Consider the following 16,505-nt stretch of genomic DNA (forward strand, 5'->3'; position numbering starts at 1 on the left):
CAATCCGCTTAAATACTACGACAAAGTCTTCACATTAAATTTGATAACTTCACTGTATATCTATAAAGCAGGTTATTTCATGAAGACGTTAATATTATTTATTTTGACATTAATTTTTCTTAGTGGCTGTAAACAAAGTCATTTAGATATTTTCCCTGAGCTCTCAGATGAGCGGTTGCTGTTGCAAGAGCTTTCGGTCGCACAAATGAAGGCTGATATAGATGCTTTGTTAGAGGGGGTTATCCAGCGCCATCCTGACATAGAGGAATATGCAAACCTAGCTGTGCTAAGAGCCAAAGCTGAACAGCTTAAAGCAAGCCTAAACAAGCCACTTAATCGCGTGGAGTTTTATCGAGTGGTTGGTAGCTTAACGTCCTATTTTCAAGATGGACATTCATTTCTCATATGGCCTTATCAAGAATTAAATAAGCTGCGTGAAGCAGGGCATAATACGTTTCCACTTGCTGTAAGTGTTAATGAGAAAGGCAAGCTGCAGCTCAAACACGCGTATAGCTTAGGTGAACAGCGTATTCCTATCTTGTCAGAAATAATCTCAATTAATGGTATAAATGCAGACCTTCTTTTATCACAGCTGGCGCTCTATGCTGGTGGCGAAACCGCTTTATTGCGTGAGCACGCTGTGGCGATGAGGTTTGGAATCGCTTTATGGGCGCGCTACGGTTGGTTAGATAACTTTGAGGTTCAAGTTTCCACCCCTGAGGGGATTAAAGCCTTTCACTTTGAATCTCAAAAAAAGTGGCCTAAAGTAGATGAAAAAGCACAAGGCTTTGTTGCCAGTTACTCAGATAAAGCACATTATTACAAGCAGTTGTCTAATGATGTTGGGTTTATTTATTTAGGCCATTTCGATATCGAGCCACGAGAGTTTGAGCGCTTTATTGATCAAACATTTAGTAAGATTAAACAACAAAACGTGAAGCAACTGATTATCGATATTCGCGATAATCCCGGGGGCAATACAGATACTGTTACTTATTTATCACGGTATTTAGCTGACAAACCTTTTAGGTTAATTTCAAAGCTTAAAGAAAAGTTAAATGAAGAGAATAGAGGTTGGTTCAACAACAAAGGAGAAGTTGGTGATATTGTGGTAACTGATTGGGATGATTGGGAATCACCAATAAATAAAGCGCAGCGCTTTGATGGCGACACCTTTTTATTAATTGGGCCTGTGACTTATTCAGCATCAATTGTGCTAGCCACCACTTTAAAAGACAATGGATTTGCAACTTTGGTAGGTGAGACAACCGGCGGGTATGCTAATCAGTCTGCTCAAGGGAATCTTTTTAACTTACCTAACTCAGAGTTACGTGCTTATGTAACGACAAGAATGCTAGTTAGACCCAATGGCGAATTGGCACGTCGTGGTGTTACACCACATTACAGTTTAAGCGACTACAATTTAAATGCCTGCAAACATGTGCAAGCAGATAATGCCTATGCATTTACTAACGCTAATCAACAAGATAAAGCACTTAGATTAATCGGCTTGCTACTAAGCGGAGAGCTTCAACAATGCGAACAAGAAGTTGAGTAACACGATGACACATCGCACTAGTTCAGTATTAGTCGTAGAAGATACACATGATATCGCTATTCAGCTTTGTGACTTTTTAGAGCAAAAAGGTTTTTTGGTTGATTATGCTGCAACAGGAAAGCATGCGATTAGGCTTGCAGCAGAACATAATTATGATGTGATTGTGCTAGATTTAATGTTGCCAGATATGGATGGTATACAGGTTTGCAAAGAAATTAAGCAAACCTGCGATACTCTAGTGCCTATTTTGATGTTAACTGCTCGAGACAGTATAGAGCATAAAATTGAAGGGTTCGGGTCGGGAGCTGATGACTACTTAACGAAGCCTTATGTTCTTGAAGAGGTTTTTTTACATTGCCTCGCTCTTACCCGTCGCAATAAGCTTCATCAAACAAAAGTGATGGAAATAGGTGAGTTAAAAATAAATATCAGTACCAAAGAGGTTGAACGTCAGGGGCAGGAAATCAAACTATCAAGTAAAGACTTTGAAATATTATGTCTTATTGCTGAAGCCTATCCTAATGCGGTGAGTAAACGCCATATCGTTGAAAAAGTGTGGGGTTCTGATGCACCAGAAACGGATGCGGTTAGAAGCCATATGTATACCTTAAGAAACGCCATAGATAAGCCATTTGATACCCCGATAATAAAGACGGTCCATGGTATTGGCTTCAGACTTATCGCTAAATAACCAAAAGAAATGCAATGAAGCACAAAGCAAACACTCATATTTCTAATGCAATTACTAAACTGGTGTTTGCGATCACGCTGACATTAACACTCCTTTACAGCATCTTCGTACTAGGTTACTCCTGGGTGATTGAAGATAATATCTTCAATCGTCTTGTCGCGCAGCAGGCCAGTAGCATTAAGCACAATTATCACATGACTGGAAAAATCGATGTATCAGATAAACAAATATATCAATTGTTTAAAGGTTGGCAGCAAGTACCCACAGAGATAAGAGAAATAGTGAAGAGTGAGCCAAATCGTGTTGAGTATCGTCTTGCTGATGGAAAAACTTACCACCTGACACGATTTTATTTAGGTGACAATGAGTATGTGCTGCTTGCTGATGTAGCAAGGTTTGAAGTAAGCCGAGATTATTTTAAAGGCGTGCTTGTGTGGTTGGTTGGGTTTAGTGTTATTGCTTGTTGTTTGGTTGCCTTGCTAGGCTGGCGAATGGGACGGAAAATAGCAAAGCCGCTAGAATTGTTAGCGTACACAGTGAAAAAATTAGAAAAAGGAGGTGAAGCAGCGTTTCAGCAGTCTATTAAGCATATGCCAAATAATGAAGTTGGCCAGTTGGCTGATGCGATTGAACATAGCTTTAAGCAACTTAATGATGCACTCGCCAGAGAGCGCGACTTTACTAAAGATATAAGTCATGAAATTAGGACACCAATCAGTGTGTTGCAAAATGCCCTTAGTCTAGGCTCTGATAGTGCCACACTAGCAGAGCAGCAAAGCGATGAAATATACTTTTCTGAGCAGGCTGTAAAACAAATGCGCAGTGCAACCCAAAAGCTAACCCAAACAACAGATGTGTTGTTAGCGCTTGCACGAAATGAATCTTCTATCGCGCAATCAGTGTCACTCAACCGGCTTATCGAAGACTGTGTACTGAATCATTTTGCATTGAACCATTCGCAAAAGGGTCTATCGCTTGAGCTTGAAATTGATATGCCTAATGACGAGGTGATGATTATTGCCAACCGTAATTTGCTTGAAATCTTAGTGAACAATTTGCTGTCGAATGTCGTTGCTCATGCAAGTGAAAAAGATGTTCAACTGCGCATTAGTAAATCAAGTATTCGAATGACCAATTACTTTGCACACCCCTTACCGCTAAACCTTACATCAAGTGGCAGTAAAGCCGCTAATAGTACAGGTATTGGCCAAGGTTTAAGTTTGATTGAGCGTATTTGCACGGCATGCGGATGGACTATGCATGTTGAAATAGACACTGAGCAGCAACATTTTTCGGTAGTTATCAATCTTAAATAGTAAAAAATAAATCAACTTTCTTCACAAAAGCGCGACACACCAGAACGTAAAATTTATCTCATCAACTAGGAGATATATTATGAAAAACGTTCTGATAATCATAACTTGCAGCATCATCATGCTTACGAGTGTGTTGTTACCTTCTCAGTCAAAAGCAGCCACATCAGTTGAGGTGCAAAAGCCAAATAAAAAAATAGCGATGTTAATTTCTGGCCACGGACATAGTGACTCTGCTTTATCTTACGACCTAGAGGAGTTGGTGCAAAGTTATCTTATTTTTCACCGCAATAATGTCGAAATAGACATTGTTTCACCCAAGGGCGGTGCAGTTTTGGTCAAAAATAATAAGGATAAGCTTACTCATGTTAGCGAGTTCAAAACCAAGACGTCAGGACTTGATAAGTTAGCTAATACCTTATCTGCAGAGCGTGCAAGTGACAATGACTACGATGCGCTGTTTATTGTTGGTGGGGATGGCGCTGTATTTGACTTGCCTTTCGATGTAAATACTCAACGCTGGATCACCAAGTTAGCTAAAACTAATACGCCGATTGCCGCTGTATGCCATGGTCCAGCTGCGCTCGTAAATATACAACTGGATGATGGTCGTTATTTTGTTGCTGATAAATACGTAAATAGCTTTACATATTTAGAAGATCACGCCTTTAAAAAAGAGAACATAGATAAGCACCCAATGATCGTTCAAACCGAGCTTGAAGCGCGTGGTGCTCACTTTATTGCAAATAGCCCTATGCTGCCTTTTGTATCGCGTGACGGCAATTTGATCACCGCGCAAAACCCAACCTCAGTGGCGAAAGCGGCGGAAGCGCTTTTAATTACCATCGGTATCACCCCCGTTGCTCGTGAAGAGTTTAAAGATGAAGCGACCATGGAGTTAATCGCAATGGCGCGTAGCATGGGGGTGTCGCAATTAGATATCGCGATGAGTAAAAACCCCGATCGTTACGACACCATGTATTTAGCACTGTATGGATTATATGGATATAAGTTGGCACAAACGGCTCAAGATAAAGCACTTGAACTACAGTTAATGGAAAAGATTGCCGAGTATTTTAAACATCCACAGTATGCAACTCACATGATCATTACCTATCTAGAAATAGGGAATAAACAGCAAGCAAAACGACACTTTAACTTTGCTAAACAACAATTTACTGACTTTGAGTTGCCTGTAAGTTTAGCCGATAAGTTAAACTGATAGTACAAAGACTCATTAGTTATGAGTATAAAAATTTAGGCTATTTTTCTGAATTGATTGCATTATTGATCTTGAACAAGGTTGCTGCGTTGACTCTGTATGTTGCAGTGGTAAAGTGAAGTTGAACCTTATTTTTAGTCAAAGGAGTTGCCCATGCTAGGTGAAAAACACTCGTTGTTAAATGAGTTTCCAGAGTTTAATGAATTAATCCACAGTCTTGTGAAAACTGACGCTCATTTTAAAAAAACCATGCAGCGTTACGATGATATGGATAAAGAAATCCGTGAGCTTGAATTGCAAAACTCACCCATTGAAGATGCTGACATGCATGAAAAGAAGCATCAACGTGCCGTGCTAAAAGATGAGCTTTATGACTTTTTAAAAGCAAATGCTTAATAAATCATATTAATAATGATACCCCTTGCACTCAGACTCTCAGCAAGGGGTATTTCTTGATGTTTAAAACCCTATAAATACCGAAACCTGCAAAAGCACCACAGCCAGAACAATATATGTAAGCCACAACGGAAAAATAAATTTAGCCCACTCACCCCAACCAACGCGAGCTGTTGCTAGGTAGGCTAGCAGTGTGCCCGAAGTGGGTGTGAGAATATTCGTGATGCCATTACCAAATAAAAACGCCACTATCGTGGTTTGCTCAGAGACTCCCGCTAAACTACCCACAGGGCCTAAAATAGGCATACTAACTGCAGCTTGGCCTGACGTTGAGGGGATCAAAAAGTCCAACAACAATTGTGATACAAACATACCTGTGGCAGCAACATACGCATTGCCTTCGCCAATAAATGACATTAAAAAGTGCACAATGGAATCAAGTATCATACCTTGCTTTAAAACGACGGCTACAGCAGTTGCTACGCCAATCAGTATGCTTGCAAGCAGTACTTTTTTCATGCCATCTATAAATGCTTGGGCGGCTTGATTTGCGCTAAGCCCAGAAATACAAGCCAGTATCATACTAAGCGCAATGTAATAAGCACTTAAAGCGTGATGTTTCCAATGCCAATGGGTTGATGCATAAACTAATAATGCAATGCCCCCAGCCAGTGTGAGAAGCATAGAAACGTGGCGTGTTGATAATTTTTCGGCATGAAAGTGAACTTGCTCGTTATTAAAGCCATGCCGTTTAATCATTAACATTACAAAGCCTATTCCAACAACTAAAAATGCCAGGTAAAAAAAGAATCGCACACTTGCACCACTAAATATTTGTAAGCCAAGTAGTGGTTGCGCAATAGTGAGCGGCAGCGGGTTAGTTACTGATGATAAATAACCGGCTTTCACGGCAACACAGACAATAGCAAAACCAATGATATTCGGTAGCCCTAAACGATTGGCCATGCCAACCATTAAAGGAATAATCAAAAGGTACTCAGAGGCTAAGCCCAAAAAGGTGCTACCGGCTGAAAATGCGATCATAAGAATAATCACCAGAACATAAATATTGCCTTGCACTAAGCTCAATAGCCGCTCAAGGCCAGCATCTACAGTGCCTGCCTTAGTTAATATGCCAAACATACCACCAATGATTAGCACCATAAAAATAAGACCAGCACCTTGCTCTAACCCAGTAGGGATCGCTAAAAATGTTCCTATGAGGCTCACTGGCTCAGCTTTTATTTGATCAGCCTGTTGGTAGTTAAATAAATTGCTAAAAGAGCTATCTTTCTCAATTATTTGGTAGCTATTAGGAACAACGATATTACCATCTCTTTGATACGAACCTGAATCAACGAAATAGGTAAGTAGCATGGCTAGGAACAAAATACTTAGTAGTATGATGATCGGATTCATACCCTTTTTACTATTATTCGGTGGGGGCATATTCATTGTTACCTTCCTATCTGCATCGACACATAACTCGCTAATTGTTGAGCTACATAGGCAGTATCACTCTTAAAATGTTGATAATTATCGTTCATTTCAAATCGTTGTTCATGCATGTATAAAGCGCGATTAACCTCTATTTGCACAGAGTGGCGGTTAGCAGCCATATCAGCATAATGACTGACTAAGTAACCACCTTTATAGGGCTTGTTTTTAACTACTTTATAACCTTTGTCGGCAAAGGCTTTAGCAATAACGTCTACAAACTCACCGCTTGCTGAGGTGCCATCGAGATCACCTAGAATAATATCAGGACGACTCATCCCTGCATCTATATTCATCCCATTTCCAATCGACTTCATCGAATGACAGTCAACATGCCAAACACCATTAAACTCACTATGCAAGGAATCCAACAGTGTCTGTAGTTGTTGATGATAGGGCGTGTAATAGTGATGAATACGGTGTAATACTTCTGCTTGTGTTAGCTTGCGGTCATACATTGGCTTATTGGGTAACGCAAAACGGCGAATTAAGCCCATACCACGCTCACTGTACTTTGTTGGCTGACAAATTTCCCAAGGCTTATCTAGTAGCTCGGGATCAATATCAGTAGGTGCGCGGTTGGGATCAATATACATACGCGAGAAGTGTGCATGTAATAAGTACCCACCTTGCTCTACAACGGGTTGCCAAATATCATCGATAAATGCATCCCAACCAGTTTTTATAAATTCAACAGGCACTAGTGTATTAAAATCCGTAGGACAATGAATACCGCTGTGTGGTGAATCAAATACTAAAGGTAAGGCTGCTGTTTGGCTTGGGGTTAATAAACTGAAAGCCGACTCCATAGATTCTTCTCCTAACTACTTCATAAAGTTGCCTGCCACTTTGGCAGGCATCGCGACTTTCATTACAGTGAGTAAGTCAGCTGTAAGTACATATAACGCCCCGTTGGGTTATAAGTGTTTTGATCAAAGTTAATGTTTAAATTAGTCAATGAGGCTGGTGGCTGTTTATCGCCTAAATTATTAATCCCTAATTTCACTGCTAAGTTATTTTCAAACTGATAGCCAGCAGAAATATTGTGATAGGTGACAGAGCCAATATCGCGTGGTTCACCAGATACTTGCTCGGTCGTCGAACCGATATAACGCAAGTTATAGTTGGCTGACCATGCATCATGTTTCCAAGTGCTAGAAAAGGTGCCGCGCCACTCAGGATAAGATTCCCTTGAAGCAGCTGTACCTGCTAAATCTTCACGTTCAACAGAGCCATCAGACAAGGTCGTGTATTCGGTTAATTCATTTAGTTTAGAAACATTGGCGTTAAACGACCAATCACCATAATCTGTTTGGAAGCTGTAGTAAGTTACAAAGTCGACTCCAGAAACGCGGGTTGCGTTTAGGTTTACTGGGCCGTCTAAAATATCAAGGATTTCACCACTGCTGTCACGGGTAATGGTGTCGCAGTTTTTATTTTGGTAGGCACATAAATCAAGGTTGTTTTGTGCACCAAACTCACTAATGGTGTCGTTTATTTTTATTTCGTACCAATCTAAGCTAAAGCTAAGGTTTTCGATTAAATTAGATTCGTAAACCAAACCAACGGTTTTATTTATTGAGGTTTCAGGCACTAACTGACGGTTGCCGCCCGTGGTTACTTGAACGTTAGTAAACTGTTGAGTATAGCCACTGGGTACACCACTACAGCCGGGTAAGCTGGCATCTGTTGAACACGGGTCCGATACAGCACTGTAAGTCAAACGCTCACCTTCAAACAGCTCTAAAATAGATGGTGCTCTAAAGCCTTCAGCCCAGTTTGCCCGTAGTGTCAGTTGCTCAAATGGGGTGTACAGTAAGCCCACTTTGCTATTGGTTGTTGAGCCAAAGGTGCTGTAATCAGAATAACGTGCCGCTAAACTCAGTTCTAGGTAGTCTGCAAGCGGTAGATCAGCGAGCAATGGGATACTAAATTCAGCATAGGCTTCTTTTAAATCGTACTCACCAATTGTCCCTTCACGTGGCGAAGAGGTGGTTGTTCTGTAGGTATTAATACGAGGATCAGCATTGATAGTGCTATCTGGCGTGTCTTTACCTTTTTCTTTACGGTATTCAATACCAAATGCTGCACCAATATAACCCGCTGGTAGCTCGTAAAGGGCGCCGGTAATGTTGGCCGTAAAGTCGACTTGGCTTGCTTCGTTTTTGTCGTAACCGGTAAAGTTTACGTAATCGACCATCTCGTCGGTCAGTGGGTTAAAAATATTTACTGGCACACAACCCACTGCAATATCAGACACATCACCAGCAATTCCGCTGGTATTGCAGGCACGTAAACCTAGCGCTAGTTTGTCTAAATCCATTTGATTATTAGAGGTAAATTCGCCTTTATTTTTTGCCCAAGATACAAATGTATCCCAGCTCCAATCATCAAATACTTCGCCTTCAAGTCCCATTGCAAAGCGTGTCGTTTCGACCTTTTGGTCATTAACGCGATAGCCATTATTCATAAAAAACGAGCTGTGCTTAAAATCTTTGCCTGAGAATTCAACGCCAAATGGATTAACACGCGGATCATCTGCGATTGTAAAACCGCGGCTGCCACGAATAGATGAAAGAGCAGGCGAAAATTGCTGATCTGACTCACGTAAGTTATAAAGTGCTTCAGCTTTAAAATTTACAGAGCCAAACGGCATGACAAGCTGCGTATATAAAGATGAGCGCTCACTCGGACCCGTGACATAGTTATTGTAATAGCGGTTAAAGGTGTCATCGCTGTTGACTGCTCGCCAGCTATCTATACTACTGCCATCACTATTTGGATCGCGGGTGATCCCTGCCGATGGAATTGTAAAATCAACAACATCGGCTAAGTTATCTTCAGCAAAATAACCTTCAGGTGTCGATGCCGTTAAGCCATTAAGTGGCACAGCAGTTAACTTACGGTCTTGGGTATAAATTGGTTTTTGATCAACATAGCTTGCGGCAAACATCAGGTTGGCTTCGCCAATATTAGTGCCTGATAACAAATCAAGGCTAAAGGTTTCTTTATCACCTTCAGATGTTTCACCGTAGCTGGTTTTGACCTCTAGGCCTTCGTAATCGTTATAGGTATATAAGTTCACAACCCCAGCAATCGCATCAGCGCCATAAATCGCAGTTGCGCCGTCTTGTAAAACTTCAACACGTTTAACAATGTTTTGAGGAATGGTATTCATGTCAACAAAATCACGAAAACCACGGGTACCAGCGCCATTTACCCAGCGATGGCCATTTACTAACACTAATGAGCGATTAGCCCCTAAGTTTCTTAGATTTAAGCTTGATGCGCCGTGACTTGTTCCGGCTGAGCCATTGCCATTTAGGCTTGAGCCTACCGAAGGAAGCTCTTGTAATGCCTCTCCGAGTGATAATGAGCCATTTGCCTGCAGGGCTTCTAAATCAATGTTTTGCACTGGGCTCGCTGTTGCTTCTTGGCGTTTAATACGAGAGCCAGTAACCGCAATTACTTCGACGTTTTTTTCTGCTGATGTTTCTTCTGCGAGTACGTATTGTGATGTGCTCATACAAGCCGTAGCAACAGCAAGCGATATCATTGATTGCTTAAATCTTGAATATTCCATTTGTTACACTCCGAGAGGTTATAGTTATTTTGTTGTTGTCAGCTAAGCACTTTACTCACTCCTAAAAGCTATGCAATATTATGAAATATCATCATTAAGCTATAACAAATTGTTATGAATGTATCGACGCAAAACACCCAAAAAATAACCTTAAATAGTATGGAAGCCTTTGATGCAGTTATGAAAACTGGCTCAGCAACGGGGGCTGCAAAACAGCTCGGACTCACGCAACCCGGAGTTAGCCGTTTGATTGCTCAGCTTGAAAATAACGTTGGCTTTTCATTGTTTTACAGAGAAAAAGCGCGATTATTTCCGACCGATGAAGCAATTGCATTACATAAACAAATCGAAATTTCGTTAGCCAGTGTGTATCGTGTTGAGCAACTTGCTAAGAACATTCATCAATCACATGTTGGTGAGCTTAATATCGTTGCCCCGAGTAGCTTTGTAGCAGGCCCGTTAGCAGAGGCGGTGGCGTCATTTGTTAAATTACATCCGAATGTAAAAATTAGTTTAGATAGTCATAGCCCAGCCAGAGCATGTGAGCTTGTCGCAAATAAAGCCTTCGATTGTGGCTTTATACAGTTTCCTGAAAATCACGAAGGGTTATGGTGTGAACCCATTGTCACCAGCCATTTAGTGTGTGCGGTATCAAGCAGTCATCCGTTTGCAAATGCAAAACAGCTTACAGCGCAAGATTTGCGTGATGAAAGCTTGGTGTTATTAGGCCGAGGCCGTCATTCTCGTAAGCAAATAGAGCATGCTTTTTTACAAAACAATATCCGCATTAATGTACGGGTTGAAACGCATACCGTAACAACAGCCTGCACCTTGGTAAAACATAATGTGGGTATATCGATAGTGAATGAGTTGCTTGCTAAGCAGTATCAAGATGATGCACTTAAATTAGTACCATTTATACCAAAAATAGACTTAACCTATGGGTTCATTACGTCGGCATCAACGCCCATGAATCGGTTAACCAACGCGTTTTACAATCATTGCAAAGCTCATTTCGATGAATTCGCGGCTACTAACTAAGCTGTTGTTAATCGCAATATCCCTTTACTCAATCAAGGTTATGGTAGTCTTAGCGCGATTTTTTCAGGTAACAATGGAATAGTGCTTTGCACTGACTAGGATTAACATGATTAAAAAAAATATGATTACAACTTCATTAGCACTAATGGGTGTTGTCGCTGTAGGTAGCGCACACGCTGATGAAGGGCAGTGGCAACCGCATCAATTAAAACAATTACAAAGCGAGTTTAACCGCGTTGGTATTGAGTTACCGGCTTCACAAGTGGCAGATCTCAACCAATACCCACTCAATGCAGTGGTTGGTTTAGGCTATTGCTCTGCGTCATTTGTGTCACCAAAAGGCTTGGCGGTAACCAATCATCATTGTGCTTATGGCGCGATTCAAAATAACAGTACACCAGAAAATAACTTAATTGAAAAAGGCTTTTTAGCAGCTGACTTATCAAAAGAGCTACCAGCAGGCCCGCAAGAGCGTTTGTATGTAACCGAACAAGTGGATGATGTTACTGAGCGCGTATTGGGTAACTTACCCGCAGAACTACACGGCAAAGACCGTTATGAAGCGATTCAAGCAAACCGCAAAGCCTTGATCAGTGAGTGTGAGTCAGATCCTAACTACCGTTGTACGGTACGTGATTTCCACCATGGCTTAGAGTATTTCATGATCAAACAACTCATGATCAAAGATGTGCGCTTAGTGTATGCTCCGGCTGAAGCGCTGGGTAACTTTGGTGGTGACATCGATAACTTTGAATACCCACGTCATACGGCCGATTTTACCTTTGTACGTGGTTATGTTGGTAAAGATGGAAAACCTGCTGATTACAGCGAAGATAACGTACCTTATGAGCCAAAATCTTTCTTAAAAGTGAATACCAGCGGCGTAAGCTTAGGTGATGGCGTGCTGGTGGCAGGTTATCCGGGGCGTACTAGCCGCTATAAGCTTGCAGACGAAGTAAACTATTCAGCGAGTTGGTATTACCCAACATTGCTTAATACTTACAACATGACCCTTGATGTGATTGCCAAGCAAAGCAAAGGCGATGAGCAAGCACAAGTAAAATATGCCTCTCGTGTAAAAAGCACTAACAACCGTTTAAAGAAACTGGAAGGCTTACAAGATGGCTTTAAAGTAACGGATATTCCGGGTATTAAAGCCGCACAAGAGCAAAAGTACCTAGCTTGGTTTGCACAAAGTGCTGAACGTAAAGCTTACGCAGATTCATATCACGCATTAAAGTCACTATTAGTAGAAGCGCACGCACAGCAACAAAGTCACTTTTACTTTGATTATGCAAAACGCGCAGATTTACTAAGCACGGCGATTCGTTTATACCGCTTAGCAAAAGAGAGCGAAAAGCCTAATGCAGAGCGCGAAATGGGTTACCAAGAGCGCGACCTTCCTATGCTTAAAGCCCGTTTAGAGCGCTTGCAAAAGCAATTTACGCCTGAGGTCGATAAAGCCTTATGGTTAAGCTACTTAGGTAACTATTTAGCGCAAGATAAAGCAGCCCAAGTTGCGGCATTAAACGACGGCTTAGGTATCACAGATACCACTACCCAAGCCGAACTTGAAGCGATTATTGCGTCTTTCTATGCTAAAACTGAGCTTACAGATGTAGCAGCACGCGTTAACTGGATTGGTAAATCTGTCGCAGAGTTTGAAGCATCAAACGACCCATTCATAAAGCTTGCTGTTGCCCTATACGATACCAACATGGCACAAGAAGCTGATGAAAAAGAAATGGCCGGTCGTTTAGCTGAAATTCGTCCGCAATATATGCAAGCAGTGATCGCTTTCAACAACGCTAAAGGTAAGCCTGTTTACCCAGATGCAAATGGCACTTTACGCGTAAGCTATGCACAAGTTGATGGTTACCCAGCAGCAGATGCTGTGTATAAAACACCTTTTACATCACTACGTGGTTTAGTAGCTAAACACACAGGTGAAAAACCATTTGTTGTTACAGATAAAGTACTTGAAGCATACAAAAAGCAAGCGTTTGGTGCGTACTACCGCGGTGACTTAGGTTTACCAGGTGTCAGCTGTAGTTTATTCAGCTTTGGTTGTGAGCCACAAGCGGCTAAGCCACTTGAAGTAAACTCAGTTCCTGTAAACTTTTTAAGTAGCGCTGATACCACTGGGGGTAACTCAGGTTCGCCAGTAATGAATGGTAAAGGTGAATTAGTAGGCCTTAATTTTGACTCGACTTATGAATCAATCACCAAAGATTGGTACTTTAACGCCAAGATCACCCGTGCAATTCACGTTGATATTCGATACATGCTTTGGTTAATGGAAGAAGTTGATAACGCAGGTTACTTACTAGATGAAATGACCTTAGTTAAATAACTAAGCTATGTGAATAATAACCGCAGCAATCGCTGCGGTTTTTTTATGTCTCTATTTTATGCCAGTCTAACGTTTTTAATTTGTTTATTTTCAATACTTTTGTAATGTACAAAGCAGATACTTTTACTTGGGAAAAATAATGAGCGCCAAACAAATAATAAAAGCCATTTCAGTCAGTGTTGTGGCAATAACGGCAAGCTTTAATGCCAGTGCAACGAATACCGAAGCAATGTGGCCGGGCACCGCTTACAATCAGCAAATTCCAACATTTAAACAAGTGCTTGGGTACGATGTAGGTGAGCGCATTACCAATTATAGCGATATGCGTCGTTATCTTAGCGCCCTTGAACAAGCTGCGCCTGATCGTATTAAAGTGTTTAAGTACGCAAACAGCTGGGAAGGCCGTGAACTGGTTTATGCAGTGGTTGGCACTGCGGATCATATTCGCTCATTAGAAACCCTCGCCCATAACACCCAAGCCTTGGCTGATCCGCGTATTACCTCTGAAAAAGAAGCTAAGTCGCTAATTAAAAATTTACCGACGTCTGTGTGGCTTCAGTATGCCGTGCACGGTAATGAAATTAGCTCAACCGATGCTGCATTATTTACTGCATATCACTTACTCGCAGCCCCGAATGATGCTGTTAACAGCAAAATTTTAGATAACACTGTGGTGTTTATCGACCCATTACAAAACCCTGATGGCCGTGAGCGCTTTGTTACTCGTTATTATGCAACTGTGGGTCTTGAGCACAGCGCAGACAGGTTAAGTGCAGAGCATAATGAGCCATGGCCAAGAGGCCGAACAAATCATTATTTGTTTGATATGAACCGTGATTGGTTAGCGCTTACTCAGCCTGAAAGTAAAGGTAGAGTGGCTGCAATCAATAAATATAAACCGCAAGTGGTGGTTGATATTCATGAAATGGGCGGCGACCAATCTTACTACTTTGCACCGGCTGCTCAGCCATTTAATCCGCATATGACGAAAACTCAAATCGCTAACATGGATGCGATTGGGCAAAATCACGCGAAGTATTTTGATGAGTTTGGCTTTGATTATTTTACCCGTGAAATTTTTGATGCCTTTTACCCAGGCTACGGTGATAGCTGGCCTGTTTTTTATGGTGCGTCTGCATCAACTTACGAAGTAGGCTCAGCTCGTGGTCATGTATTTGAGAAAAATACCGGCGAGCTACTCACTTATTTTAATACTGTAAAACGTCAGTTTGTGGCCTCAATTTCGACTGCCGAAGGGGCTGCCAATCAGCGTGAAAAACTACTAGGTGATTTTTACCAATATCAAGTCGATGCGATTAATTCGGGTAAAGATAGCAAAGAGCGTGTTTATATCTTACCTAAGCAAAGTAACCGTGAAGGCGCTCATAGACTCGCAACCTTAATGGCTGAGCATGGTGTTGAAGTTAAGCAAGCAACCGAAGACTTCAAAGCCTGTGGCGTTAAGTATGAAGCGGGTAGCTATTTTATTGATACCGCGCAGCCGCGTGGGGTATTTGTGCGTACCACCTTTACCGACCAAGTAGATATGGCAGAGGCATTTGTAAAAGAGCAAGAAAGACGTCGCGCTCGTAATCTGGATGATGAAATTTACGATGTAACAGGTTGGTCACTGCCGATGATGTTTAATGTTGATAGCGATAGCTGTGGTCGTGCTGTTAGCGCAGATAGTAAAGCGGTTAAGGCCGACGACACATTGCTTGGCAAAGTGAATAACCCAGAAGCCTCAGTGGCTTATATTGTTGCTTGGGGTGATACGGCTGCAGCACGCTTTTTAACCTCAGCACTGCAAGCTGGCATTAAACTGAAAAGTGCTGACCAAGCATTTGTATTAGGTGATAAAACTAACTACCCAGCGGGTAGCTTAGTAATCGAAAAGCGCCTAAACGATAAAGACCTACTCAGCAAAATTAGCCAAATTGCTGAGCAAACTGGTGCAATAGTAAATGGTGTTGACTCAAGCTGGGTGATCGAAGGCCCAAGCTTTGGTAGTAACAAAACAGTGCCAATGGTCGCACCAAAAGTGGCGATTGCATGGGATGCACCGACCAGTGAGCTAAGCGCCGGTAATACCCGTTTTGTTATTGAAAGACAGCTTGGTTACCCCGTCACAGCGATTCGTACGCCAATGCTTGCATGGGCTGATTTAAGTGATTACCAAGTGCTTATTTTACCCGAAGGTAATTACGAGCAAGCACTCGGTAAACCGGGCGCGGCTAATTTAAAAAGCTGGGTTGATGCAGGCGGCGTGTTGATTGCCCTCGGTAATGCTAACCGCTTTACCACCAACGCTGATTACGGTTTATTGGATGTTAAGCGCGAGCAAGCTTACCGAGAAGATAAAGCCGACAGCAGCGATGATAAAAGCAGCAAAGTGGCAGGGCAGTTATTCACTTCTCGCGATGATTTAAAAGCAGCGAGCATTGAGCCACATACATCGCCAGACTATGTAGCCGGTGTACTGGCAAATGTTGAAGTAGACCAAGAGCATTGGTTAACCGCTGGGGTCGATAAAAGCTTAGTTGCAGTGGCTTACGGTAATGATATTTACACGCCAATAAAACTTAACTCAGGTAAAAACTTAGCCTGGTTTACAGCTAAAGATGATGTGCTAGCAAGTGGTTATCTGTGGCAGCAAAATAAAGCACAGCTTGCGTATAAGCCATTGCTTGTTCATCAACCGCAAGGCAAAGGCATGGTGATTGGTTTTACACAATCACCAACTTACCGTGCTTACCTTGAAGGTATGAATGTAATGTTAGCTAACACGATTTTCCGTGCTGCAGCACATGCTCAGTAATGACTGAGCACAATAAAAATGGCACCTATTTAG

Annotated in this window: 11 protein-coding genes; 8 read left to right on the top strand and 3 right to left on the bottom strand. The window is 41.8% G+C overall.

Features of this window, described 5'->3' with window-relative positions:
- Positions 1 to 79: 79 nt before the first annotated feature.
- The 5 genes from AAEU31_RS14570 to AAEU31_RS14590 all read left to right on the top strand — a co-directional run bounded on the left by AAEU31_RS14570 (position 80) and on the right by AAEU31_RS14590 (position 5,180).
- Complete coding sequence (locus tag AAEU31_RS14570; protein WP_421967581.1) at positions 80 to 1,558, top strand: S41 family peptidase; 1,479 nt, start codon at positions 80 to 82, stop codon at positions 1,556 to 1,558.
- Between the two features lie 4 nt (positions 1,559 to 1,562).
- The gene (locus tag AAEU31_RS14575) at positions 1,563 to 2,249 is read left to right on the top strand and encodes a response regulator transcription factor (protein ID WP_253039725.1); all 687 of its coding nucleotides are present in this window, start codon (positions 1,563 to 1,565) and stop codon (positions 2,247 to 2,249) included.
- Positions 2,250 to 2,263: 14 nt separating this feature from the next.
- The gene (locus AAEU31_RS14580; protein WP_421967582.1) at positions 2,264 to 3,565 is read left to right on the top strand and encodes a sensor histidine kinase; all 1,302 of its coding nucleotides are present in this window, start codon (positions 2,264 to 2,266) and stop codon (positions 3,563 to 3,565) included.
- A gap of 79 nt (positions 3,566 to 3,644) precedes the next feature.
- On the top strand, positions 3,645 to 4,784 hold the full coding sequence (locus tag AAEU31_RS14585; RefSeq protein WP_421967583.1) for a type 1 glutamine amidotransferase domain-containing protein: 1,140 nt from the start codon (positions 3,645 to 3,647) through the stop codon (positions 4,782 to 4,784).
- Between the two features lie 153 nt (positions 4,785 to 4,937).
- Positions 4,938 to 5,180 (top strand): HP1242/YdcH family protein, encoded by a 243-nt coding sequence (locus AAEU31_RS14590; RefSeq protein ID WP_135923463.1) that lies wholly within the window; start codon positions 4,938 to 4,940, stop codon positions 5,178 to 5,180.
- Between the two features lie 63 nt (positions 5,181 to 5,243).
- On the opposite strand, the gene AAEU31_RS14595 is transcribed toward AAEU31_RS14590, so the two are convergent.
- The 3 genes from AAEU31_RS14595 to AAEU31_RS14605 form a co-directional block, all read right to left on the bottom strand.
- Entirely contained in the window at positions 5,244 to 6,635 is a 1,392-nt protein-coding gene (locus AAEU31_RS14595; protein ID WP_421967584.1) for a YfcC family protein, read from the bottom strand.
- Positions 6,636 to 6,637: 2 nt separating this feature from the next.
- Positions 6,638 to 7,486, bottom strand: coding sequence for an N-formylglutamate amidohydrolase (locus tag AAEU31_RS14600; protein ID WP_421967585.1), 849 nt, complete (start codon positions 7,484 to 7,486; stop codon positions 6,638 to 6,640).
- A 62-nt stretch (positions 7,487 to 7,548) separates the two neighbouring features.
- On the bottom strand, positions 7,549 to 10,260 hold the full coding sequence (locus tag AAEU31_RS14605; protein ID WP_421967586.1) for a TonB-dependent receptor: 2,712 nt from the start codon (positions 10,258 to 10,260) through the stop codon (positions 7,549 to 7,551).
- 114 nt (positions 10,261 to 10,374) lie between these two features.
- On the opposite strand from AAEU31_RS14605, the gene AAEU31_RS14610 reads away from it, so the two are divergent.
- The 3 genes from AAEU31_RS14610 to AAEU31_RS14620 all read left to right on the top strand — a co-directional run bounded on the left by AAEU31_RS14610 (position 10,375) and on the right by AAEU31_RS14620 (position 16,472).
- Positions 10,375 to 11,301 carry a LysR family transcriptional regulator gene (locus AAEU31_RS14610; protein WP_421967587.1) on the top strand — a complete coding sequence of 309 codons (927 nt, stop codon included), beginning with the start codon at positions 10,375 to 10,377 and terminating at the stop codon, positions 11,299 to 11,301.
- 124 nt (positions 11,302 to 11,425) lie between these two features.
- Positions 11,426 to 13,654, top strand: a complete 2,229-nt coding sequence (locus AAEU31_RS14615; protein WP_421967615.1) for a S46 family peptidase — start codon at positions 11,426 to 11,428, stop codon at positions 13,652 to 13,654.
- Positions 13,655 to 13,793: 139 nt separating this feature from the next.
- Positions 13,794 to 16,472, top strand: coding sequence for a M14 family metallopeptidase (locus AAEU31_RS14620; protein WP_421967588.1), 2,679 nt, complete (start codon positions 13,794 to 13,796; stop codon positions 16,470 to 16,472).
- Positions 16,473 to 16,505 lie beyond the last annotated feature (33 nt).

This window comes from Pseudoalteromonas thalassia (genome assembly GCF_049257215.1).
Classification (GTDB): domain Bacteria; phylum Pseudomonadota; class Gammaproteobacteria; order Enterobacterales; family Alteromonadaceae; genus Pseudoalteromonas; species Pseudoalteromonas lipolytica_C.

Excerpts from the sequence above, each read along its gene's own strand:
- AAEU31_RS14570 (WP_421967581.1), top strand. The coding sequence starts at position 80 with ATGAAGACGTTAATATTATTTATTTTGACATTAATTTTTCTTAGTGGC.
- AAEU31_RS14575 (WP_253039725.1), top strand. The coding sequence starts at position 1,563 with ATGACACATCGCACTAGTTCAGTATTAGTCGTAGAAGATACACATGAT.
- AAEU31_RS14580 (WP_421967582.1), top strand. The coding sequence starts at position 2,264 with ATGAAGCACAAAGCAAACACTCATATTTCTAATGCAATTACTAAACTG.
- AAEU31_RS14585 (WP_421967583.1), top strand. The coding sequence starts at position 3,645 with ATGAAAAACGTTCTGATAATCATAACTTGCAGCATCATCATGCTTACG.
- AAEU31_RS14590 (WP_135923463.1), top strand. The coding sequence starts at position 4,938 with ATGCTAGGTGAAAAACACTCGTTGTTAAATGAGTTTCCAGAGTTTAAT.
- AAEU31_RS14595 (WP_421967584.1), bottom strand. The coding sequence starts at position 6,635 with ATGAATATGCCCCCACCGAATAATAGTAAAAAGGGTATGAATCCGATC.
- AAEU31_RS14600 (WP_421967585.1), bottom strand. The coding sequence starts at position 7,486 with ATGGAGTCGGCTTTCAGTTTATTAACCCCAAGCCAAACAGCAGCCTTA.
- AAEU31_RS14605 (WP_421967586.1), bottom strand. The coding sequence starts at position 10,260 with ATGGAATATTCAAGATTTAAGCAATCAATGATATCGCTTGCTGTTGCT.
- AAEU31_RS14610 (WP_421967587.1), top strand. The coding sequence starts at position 10,375 with ATGAATGTATCGACGCAAAACACCCAAAAAATAACCTTAAATAGTATG.
- AAEU31_RS14620 (WP_421967588.1), top strand. The coding sequence starts at position 13,794 with ATGAGCGCCAAACAAATAATAAAAGCCATTTCAGTCAGTGTTGTGGCA.